Source organism: Lysinibacillus sp. NPDC086135 (assembly GCF_044746345.1).
GTDB lineage: Bacteria > Bacillota > Bacilli > Bacillales_A > Planococcaceae > Lysinibacillus.
Map to the genome: position 1 here is coordinate 133,577 of NZ_JBIVCA010000016.1, position 9,194 is coordinate 142,770.

Sequence of the window (9,194 nt, forward strand, 5' to 3'; positions counted from 1 at the left end):
TAATATTTAGTTATATCTCATCCTATAATAAAGAGAGGGAGATTTTATGAGAGTCGGTAAATTATTAAAGATAGGATTGGCTTTAGCATTAATGTTCGTATTAAGTGCTTGTAGCTCAGATGGTGAAGGCACGAAAAATAAAGAAAAAAATGAAGTGAACTTAGCCTATGTTGAGTGGGATACTGAAATTGCCTCTACAAACGTAGTAGGACAAGTTCTAGAGGATTTAGGATATGATGTAACACTAACACCACTAGATAACGGAATTATGTGGGAAGCTCTTGCAAAAGGAGAAGTTGACGGTATGGTGTCAGCTTGGTTACCACAAACACATGCCCCACAAGTTGAGAAGTACAAAGATAAAATAGTAGATTTGGGAGAAAACCTTTCAGGTGCAAAAATTGGCTTAGTTGTCCCTAGTTATATGGATGTAAACTCTATCGCAGACTTAACAGATGAAGCAGGTAAAACAATAACTGGCATTGATCCTGGAGCAAATATGACAGCAACTACGGAAAATGCTTATAAGGAATATAGTAATCTTGAAGGCTGGAATGTAGTGACCTCATCTGGAGGCGCAATGACAGCAGCCCTTACTCAAGCCATTGCGAAAAAAGAAGAAATTATCGTTACAGGTTGGTCTCCACATTGGAAGTTTAACGCATTTGATTTAAAATATTTAGACGATCCTAAAGGTATATACGGAGCCGAAGAATATATTGGTACATTTGCACGTAAAGGATTGAAAGAAGATAATCCGAGAGTGTATAGTGTTCTTAAAAACTTCCACTGGACTCCGGAGGATATTGAAAGTGTTATGTTTGATATTATGAAAGGCGCTGATCCTAAAGAGGCCGCAAAAAAATGGATTAAAGACAATGAAGATAAAGTGTCAGAGTGGACAAAAGATGCAAAATAAGCAAATATGAGTTTGGATATACTCGTCTAGCATTACATATTAGGAATAGAATTAAATACAACAAAATATCTTCTGCACTTTAGTAGATGGTATTTAGAAAATAATTAAAACGTTTAAATTCTGTCGTTAGAGGTTCAGCCAAAAAACATACTCTATGCAAATAAAAAGTCGATTCCCAGTACAATATTGGAGTCGACTTTTTTGTTTTATGCTGCGATTGTTAAACATTTGAATCAAATAATCTATGAAAGCATTTTAGTTCAAATTATGTACTTTTCCATATAAAACGCTTCGCACCTAGTATAACGAGTGATACAATGATGCCCCCAATAATCATCATACAAATAGAGATTAAGAGGCCGATTCCAGGCACTGATTCGTGATAGGTTATGATTGGTGGTACGCCATATTGATGTGGAGAGATAGCAAACCTCATGATTTCTAAGTATGCGAGGTGAAAGCCAATCGAAGTCCAGATACTTCCAGTCCACAAACGGAGCAATTGCAAACATATTCCAAAGCAAAAAATTAATATGATATAAAAGATGTTAATGGATACTCCTGAAGTAAATCCAACGAGCGCTTGAATCAGGGCAACCGCTACAGTGACAGATACAAATAGTAAGGTTTGAAATAATACTGATAGCCAAGCGGCAAATCTATGACGTAAGACATCATATAGCATACCTCGCAATCCAAATTCCTCTGGCAAAGCTTCATAAAAAATAGCAAATAAAATATTGATTAGTAGCGCACCAAACCACTGATCGGGTGTATGCCAGTCTTCAATGACTATCCACCCTTGAAGACTGGCTATAATGAATCCCAATGAGGCCAGTGCACTTGCCAAGAGAACCCCAGTAATAAAGTGATTTAGCCTTTTCCAAGAATATACCGGCACCTTAGGTTTAACTCCTATCATCCGATAAACATGCTTATATAAATATAAAATAATAGGCACAACCAGCCCGCTCATCACAAGACCTTGGATAAAATATTGAGAATATCTTGATGAGTCGAACAACTGTGCAGAAACTTCACCGGAAAGAGAAGCTAAGAATAAACTAGCGACTAATGTTGACCATCCAGCGAGCATAAGAAGTTTCCATTTCATATATCATTTTCCTCCCATGTGCATTTTAATTAAGTTATTCAAATTACTTCAAATATCGAATATTGTACATACACTTTATATACAATATATACAAAGAGTAAATATTTTGCAAGCCCAATTATTATTGAAATTGAAATTTGCTGCCTGCTTCCTTCAGATTTTAGGTTACCACGGACACCCTTGCACTTAGTCAGCCACTACTTCTGTTTTCGTTGTTCGGGACTTGCCCCATAGATTGCGTCCATTATGGGCGCACACGAAAATCCATTTACGGATCAGTAAATGGATTTTTTCTAATGAAGCAATGAAGCAATGAAGCAATGAAGCAATGAAGCAATGAAGCAATGAAGCAAATTCATTATGATATTACTTTTGAAGACGTATCTAGATAAAAAAGTTTGATTACAATACGCTCTCAAAGAGTTTATAAAATGGTTCATTGTCTTTCTTTCGTTCCCATCGATTTTTTAATTAGACTTAACTTGGACTGTCCCTCTAATCTAAGTGCCCCTTGAAGAATATGAGAATAGCTTAAATCGAAGTCCTTGATTACTTCTTCACAGGCCAGTTCCTTTGACGTAATCTTTCCTGTTTTCAATGTATAGTACACACGACATAAGGTTAAAACAATAAACTCAAGCCAAGAATCGAATAAAAAAAAGAGAAAGGTTTATCTAAATGCAATTGGCTCTGCTTATCCAAGGATAAGTACTCGCCGCTTTATCTGGCGGAGAGGCACAACGCATGGATTGCCATGGCTTTAGCACAACGGCCCGAGTTCTATTATTTTACTCAAATTTAATACCCTTCTATATTTAGAAGGGCATTTATAAAAAGATATATTTTATTCAGAATCGGATAAATTTTTAGTACTGGTATATAAAAGTGGACTACTTATAATAATTGGCATTAAAGCAGATACATTTTTTAGATTTTTAAACAATTTAAAATAACATTAGCTAAAACCTTTGAGCCCGCTGCTCCTTTTAAGTATCTTAAATCTTCAATTGATAACCAATCTAGTTCTTTTAATTTGTTAGATTTCGAGCGCTAAGTACATAAAAAAACGACTTACCTATCATAGGTGAGTCGTCTGAAATTTTCACGTTCCCGAAATATAAGGGGGGTTTCAGGTTCGTAATCATGAACTAGCAAACCTCTGGAGAAAAGTAGCTAAAGTTCATCCTCTCTACACTGTATTGTAGTCAAGGAATATTCTTTATATGATAATGATAATCATTTTCATTTAAAATGTCAACAGTAATCACATAGATATTTATATTTATTCAGTAGCAGTCTCCCACATGAAGAAGTATTCAATTCGGATGACTAAATTGAAGTCAATCGTTCTAACTAACTATGAAATTTTTATAAAAACGTTTGATCAATTAAAGGAGCCTTCTTCAACTAAACCTAACAACTGGCTTACTCCCCCGTTATCGACCTAATCTCTCCAAAAATCCTGAATAAATGCATAAACGGAACTTGATTATCGATAAGAAATTAGCAAAATTTGGTTTGTTCAAATAAAATATTATGTGAGATTTCTCCAAATACAGTGTTGGGGGAACGCTCCTTTTTAATGAACCTTGCAGAAAAAATTTTTCCATCAGCAACTATTTTATAATGTAGGTCATTATTCCAACTTCCTATGTGTAGCTCTTTTTCTATAATTAGTGATTTGTTCCCTAATGAGTATGGTTCAAGTGCTTTTTTTATTAGTTGGTACAATTTTATATCTCCTTAGAGTTAAGTAGTTGATTACCTTATTTACTAAATCTCTCAAGTTTACATTAAAGTAGTTTTATATCTTGTTGGTTCAATTTATGTTTTGAATCATATTTCACACTTAGAAATAATCAAGCCACGAATGACCAGTTGGAAACTGTCTTTTCAAAGCCATTTTTAACCAATCCCTTTGTTTAGGCAGTAAATATGGAAGCATAATTTGTAAATCTTTAAAATCTTTTTCTCTAACCTTTGAGCTACCACCTTTATAAAGCAGTTGAATCTCGGGTCTCAGGTAAGGTATCTCATCATCTGTTCTTAAAAATATTTCCTCTAATCTTCTTCGAATAGATTTTTCTCTCCTGTATATCCAGGATTGTTGCTCTGTCTCTACTAACATAATTTGAAAAGCCCAGGGAGAACTACTGCTTTTAGTAGCCCAGATATCATTTGTGGTTTTTAAAAACTCGCCTTCTTGCCAAGGAACAAGTTTCCCATTCTCTGCTTTGTATAACATCCAATCACCTGACAAATGATTATAAGCAGTCAATTGTTCCTCTCGTAGTATTATTACATCTATATCATCATGTACCCTTGACTGTTTGCCTAAATGTAAATCTAAAGCCCATCCCCCTGCAATACCCCAATTAATTGGAATAGTAGAAAAGAGCTTATAAATTTCTGCTACGGTGATTGATTCCCAATTATCTATATCCGTCCTCATATAAATGTCCTCCTTGTAGCTTTGACTGCAAACGTTGATTTGCGTTATAAAAACCCCACCGTTTTGAAACAAAGCTTGATCTAAACGGTGGGATATTATTGATCTAAAAACGTATTTTTTTAAAGGTTGAACAAATTTTTATCAAAGTTATCCTATATATTCTTTAAATGATTCGTATCATTTATAAAGTGAATTACCTTTTCCTGATCAGTAAGTTCTATTAAACTAATTCCTGTATCTCCAATTTTAAAATAATAATCCATGTTGATTGGCATTTGGTAAAAAGCACGTAATATATTATTAATTACCCCACCATGAGCAACAATCGCAATTCGTTCATATTTATTTCCTGTCACAATCTTAGAAAATATCGTTTCAATCCTCATTCGAAATTCTATGAATGATTCTCCATTTTCAAAACGGTCATGAAAAAATTTTGGCTCTGGATACTTTTTAGCTTCTTCAAAGGATAATCCAGCTTGTACACCATTATTAAACTCCATTAATTCTTCTTCCAATTGCACTGGGCACCCAATAGTTTCTCCTAATGTTTCGGCGGTTTCGCGTGCTCTTTTTAACGTACTTGCCCATATAAAATCTGGCGGGAAGTCATTTTTTACTTTTTGTGATAAACTTCCCACTTGCTTTCTACCTCTTTCCGTTAATTCAAAATCAGCTCTCCCTTCATGGACGTTTAAAATATCTGCTTCCGATTCTCCGTGTCGAATTAATAGTATTTGCATGACTTTTTCCCCCTTTTATCTTTTAAATCCAAAAATATAAAACTAAACTGCTCCATTAATTGAATACGAACATCGATTATGCATTTTTTTCAGTTATATATGTATTGAACTGACCTCGACGTTATTGAAAAGCGACTGCACTATTGAACACTTGCCCCCATTAGTCTAATAAGAAGTTTTATGTGTTACGTATTGTAACGTTCCCTTCCTTATTTTCTTCGTGGTTCCATTCAACTTGAATCTCAAATGTTCCATCTTTAAAAAATAAAGGAAATCTTCTACGTATCGATGTCTGCATAGGAAGTTTATATGCGTTCTCTATATCTACCCAAACAGCTTTCCCCTCTGGAGCATCTTCCAAGAGTTCACCCTCGAAATCCTTTGTTATGTAATTAAATATCATATATCTATCTTTAGCGACTGGATTAACATATTCATAAAGCCCTTTATAAGTAAGGTTTCTAACTTCTAACCCAGTTTCTTCTTTTACTTCTCTAATAGCACTCTCTACAATACTTTCAGGAAACTCAACTTTACCACCCGGTGGGATAAATCCTTTGAAATTGTCGTGCTGTCTATCCAGAAGTAAAACCTTCTCTTCACTTTGAATCATACAAACAGTCCATATTTTATAATTAATAGAATCGCTCATAATTACCTCCATATTTTTACATAAACATCACCATATATATCCTTCTTATTCGACTAAACTGCGTCATTAGTTTAAGTAGAAAAAGACTCTACCCCTTATTGAAGTAAAGCACCCGTTAGCCCTCCATGAAGCGCGAAAATAATCTCTTCACCACAGAAAATGAAAGATGATTAAGTTCTTTCATGGGAGTTGAAGAAGAACAACCCTATTCGCCAACTTGAAGCAAGTACCTTTTTTCTTTCCCATCATACTCAACAATCAAAATATCTCTTCTTTCTTTTGGGGAAAATATCTTTGCACCAACTGGTAATTTATTTGCCATCCCTTCAGATATTTCCCCTATTTGTTCATCTTTTATTAATCCTTCCTCTTCAATCCAATCTATACCCGTTTTATAAACTCTCCCATCAAATTCAAAGATGTCTGCATCTGGATTTAGTTTTAATACTTGTTCTTTACTTAAAACTCCCCCTTCATTCTGTCCAGGACTTCCTGAACAGCCAATTAATATAGAAGGTATTAAGAATAATATAAGAACAGTAGATAATAATCGCATAAACAGCCTCCTTTATATAACAGACGTAAATATTTAATAACCTGTTTCATCTTGTTTCTTTATTCAACTAAACTGCTCCGTTCGTTCAATAAAGAAAAAAAGAGCTACATATGCAACTCAATGATCTTCAAGAAAAGCACCCCGTTACTTTAAGTACATTTCTTCACAAACTACTTTATATTATCAATAAAATAGGTATCATAAGATTCTTTAAATATATAACCCAACTTTTTGGCTAATTCGGCAGATTCTGAATTCGCTCCATCCCAACTAGGGTAATGCCCTCTATCTAGACAATATAATATCAAGGCAGAGGCTGTGATAGTTGCTAACCCTTTTCTTCTATATTGAGGATGTGTAGCAATTTCAATCTCTATGCCATCATCATATATACTAAAAGATGTCGCCGCACAAACAACTTGTCCCTCATGTATTATTGCATAACCCATACCTCTATTGACAAAATCATCAATAGAATCAAATTGACTAACGAAGTCTTCGGATAGCTCATGGAAAGACGGTAAATTTACTATATTGTTATCAACCTTCTTAATTTCATAATCTTCCGGTAATGAAGTCAATATGTTCTGTAAATGTGTTCTATTGAAATGCTCTGGATCCTTTTTAAATCTGTATCGTTCAAATTTCTCAATCGCACCATTATGGACAGTTTCTATTCTATTTTTCCATTCATCTGAATCAACAATTGCAAGTGTGAATTCGGGGAGATTATAAAGCAATTCCTCAGCTGCCTTAGTATTGGGATCGCCAGCATAAAACACAAAAATCCCCACAGTTATCTGGGCAACTGTTGGATTCTCAAGGTTATCCACCCAAGCTGTTCCCATATGGCCTTGGAGATATGAAAGAACAATAGTGCTATCAATATTTTCAAACATAGGTACTAATTTTTTTCTTACTTCGTTATTCGCTTCATAAATCATTCAATTCCTACTTTCTTAATAGTATTATTACTTTCCATTCCCATCAATATTATCATAATAACCACACAGCAAAAGGGTATTATTGCCTCTTTTGAAATGTAATGTTAATTTTAGTACTGCCCCGTTAGCCCTCCATGAAGCGCGAAAATAATCTCTTCACCACAGAAAATGAAAGATGATTAAGTTCTTTCATGGGAGTTTAATAAGAAAAGCAAATCTAATAAAGAATAGTACATACTTATGATACGGTTCACCTTAATGTAGTTAGTTTCCATTATATATATATATCCTTACCAGCGATTCATCGCTATTTTCACCCAGACAACGTATAATAAGAGAAGCAGAAGAAGAATTCATTTTTCCTCTAGTTAAAAAAAGAGGTGCAATTACTTGAAACAGTTTGAAACAGCATTACCTGAGCAGTATGAAACATTAAAAAAACAGGCCAATTATACGTCTAGCTGGCGAGAACGTTTAGACGCAGTCGAAAAGTTATCGGCTTATCAACATGACAAAATCATAGATTTATTAAAAAATCGTATGCAGCATGATACTGTCAACAAGGTGCAATTAGCAGCCTATGAAGCACTCGCAGCGTTTGGTGAGGACGTAGAGAAGCCATCACCTGCACGTTTTGATATTATCAAAGGAACAGACAAAATTTTCCTTCGGGTGAAAAAGAGCTTGCCGAAGGATCATACAGTGGCAGACTTTGCGGATAAACTAAAACGAATGCGTTTAGATGTCTTTGATGCGTATGAAGGCGACAAAGGTGTAGAATTTATGAACTGGTTAGAGGAACGTTGGGCAAAACTATAATCAGTAGTTTTGCGATTTATGAAGGAAGGTCATTCTCTCCGCTTGTGGAGGGAATGACTTTTTCTTATCTTACACTGCGGTTCATCGAAACTAATATTAAATTGTATTACTTCTTTTCTTTGATCATCTATCTTTATTGTTTAATGATAAAACAAACACCTTATTCAATTAACCTGCTCCGTTAGTACAATAAGGGGACTCGTCAGATTTACGCGGATTTACAACGATAAGACTTCAATTTTTATACACGTTTATTCATCAAAGACGATGGTGCAACATTACTTCAAATACTTCAAAACCTTTGCTATGACTGACTTTTAACAAAAGTGCATAAAACAACGCATAAACAATGTTCATAAGAAAAGCCACGAACGTTGATTTAACAACATTAGTGGCCTTTGCTCCAAACTTTTGTTTGGGAACGTTATTTTGTATGTGATTGTATAGCTTAAATAAACGTATCAATCGAACTCGATGTAGGTTTTACTCGCTGTTGTGCTTCTGCTTTTAAAGCATTGAGTGTTTATTTTACCCGACTTTAGATTGAATGTTTTTAGTGTTCTTTTTTAATCTCGTTGCATACCCAATCATAGTAAGTGTTATTGCAAGAGAAGCCCAATTGAAAGTGCCTAACTTAACTAAATCATAAGTAAAAGTGATAATAGCAAGAACTGCGATAGTATAAAAATAGTAAAGTAATAATTTCATAAGAAACACCTCATATATTAATATAATTCTACAGATTGTAACATTATTCCTTTTTTGTTTCTATATCAGTCAAATAATTTCTAAACAAGTTCCTAAAGCGTTGTTTGGGAACAATTCATTCCTAACGTTGTAAATCCGCATAAATCTGGCGAGACGCCAAAAAAGACAGATTATTTTAAATCTCCTTATTCCACTAAACCAGCTAATAGGATGTCAATATTTTTCTCTAAAATTCTAATTAACCTTATGTTATACTATTTTGAGCATGACAAATAGCCCTCCAAAAA

At 34.3% G+C, this 9,194-nt stretch carries 10 protein-coding genes and 1 pseudogene; 2 read left to right on the top strand and 9 right to left on the bottom strand.

The window, feature by feature from the left end; genetic code table 11:
- The first annotated feature begins 46 nt into the window (after positions 1 to 46).
- Positions 47 to 919, top strand: a complete 873-nt coding sequence (locus tag ACIPKN_RS19525) for a glycine betaine ABC transporter substrate-binding protein (protein ID WP_400939180.1) — start codon at positions 47 to 49, stop codon at positions 917 to 919.
- A gap of 265 nt (positions 920 to 1,184) precedes the next feature.
- Here the strand turns inward: ACIPKN_RS19525 and ACIPKN_RS19530 are convergent, their stop codons facing one another.
- From ACIPKN_RS19530 to ACIPKN_RS19565, 8 genes and pseudogenes are all read right to left on the bottom strand, one after another.
- Positions 1,185 to 2,033 (bottom strand): CPBP family intramembrane glutamic endopeptidase, encoded by an 849-nt coding sequence (locus ACIPKN_RS19530; RefSeq protein ID WP_400939182.1) that lies wholly within the window; start codon positions 2,031 to 2,033, stop codon positions 1,185 to 1,187.
- Between the two features lie 383 nt (positions 2,034 to 2,416).
- A pseudogene (locus ACIPKN_RS19535) lies at positions 2,417 to 2,691 on the bottom strand (aminoglycoside adenylyltransferase domain-containing protein); the annotation flags it as partial.
- Positions 2,692 to 3,536: 845 nt separating this feature from the next.
- Positions 3,537 to 3,764 (bottom strand): hypothetical protein, encoded by a 228-nt coding sequence (locus tag ACIPKN_RS19540; RefSeq protein WP_400939185.1) that lies wholly within the window; start codon positions 3,762 to 3,764, stop codon positions 3,537 to 3,539.
- Positions 3,765 to 3,882: 118 nt separating this feature from the next.
- Positions 3,883 to 4,485: a nucleotidyltransferase domain-containing protein gene (locus ACIPKN_RS19545; RefSeq protein ID WP_400939187.1), complete on the bottom strand. Its 603-nt coding sequence runs from the start codon at positions 4,483 to 4,485 to the stop codon at positions 3,883 to 3,885.
- Between the two features lie 152 nt (positions 4,486 to 4,637).
- Positions 4,638 to 5,228 (bottom strand): histidine phosphatase family protein, encoded by a 591-nt coding sequence (locus ACIPKN_RS19550; protein ID WP_400939190.1) that lies wholly within the window; start codon positions 5,226 to 5,228, stop codon positions 4,638 to 4,640.
- Between the two features lie 178 nt (positions 5,229 to 5,406).
- A complete protein-coding gene (locus ACIPKN_RS19555) occupies positions 5,407 to 5,880 on the bottom strand; it encodes an 8-oxo-dGTP diphosphatase (protein WP_142510817.1) in 474 nt (157 codons plus the stop codon).
- 205 nt (positions 5,881 to 6,085) lie between these two features.
- Positions 6,086 to 6,436, bottom strand: coding sequence for a hypothetical protein (locus tag ACIPKN_RS19560; RefSeq protein ID WP_400939192.1), 351 nt, complete (start codon positions 6,434 to 6,436; stop codon positions 6,086 to 6,088).
- 170 nt (positions 6,437 to 6,606) lie between these two features.
- On the bottom strand, positions 6,607 to 7,380 hold the full coding sequence (locus tag ACIPKN_RS19565; RefSeq protein ID WP_400939195.1) for a GNAT family N-acetyltransferase: 774 nt from the start codon (positions 7,378 to 7,380) through the stop codon (positions 6,607 to 6,609).
- 390 nt (positions 7,381 to 7,770) lie between these two features.
- Here ACIPKN_RS19565 and ACIPKN_RS19570 point away from each other — a divergent pair, with 390 nt between their 5' ends.
- Complete coding sequence (locus tag ACIPKN_RS19570; protein ID WP_400939197.1) at positions 7,771 to 8,199, top strand: HEAT repeat domain-containing protein; 429 nt, start codon at positions 7,771 to 7,773, stop codon at positions 8,197 to 8,199.
- A gap of 528 nt (positions 8,200 to 8,727) precedes the next feature.
- Here ACIPKN_RS19570 and ACIPKN_RS19575 read toward each other — a convergent pair.
- Positions 8,728 to 8,907, bottom strand: coding sequence for a hypothetical protein (locus ACIPKN_RS19575; protein ID WP_400939200.1), 180 nt, complete (start codon positions 8,905 to 8,907; stop codon positions 8,728 to 8,730).
- Between the last annotated feature and the right edge of the window lie 287 nt (positions 8,908 to 9,194).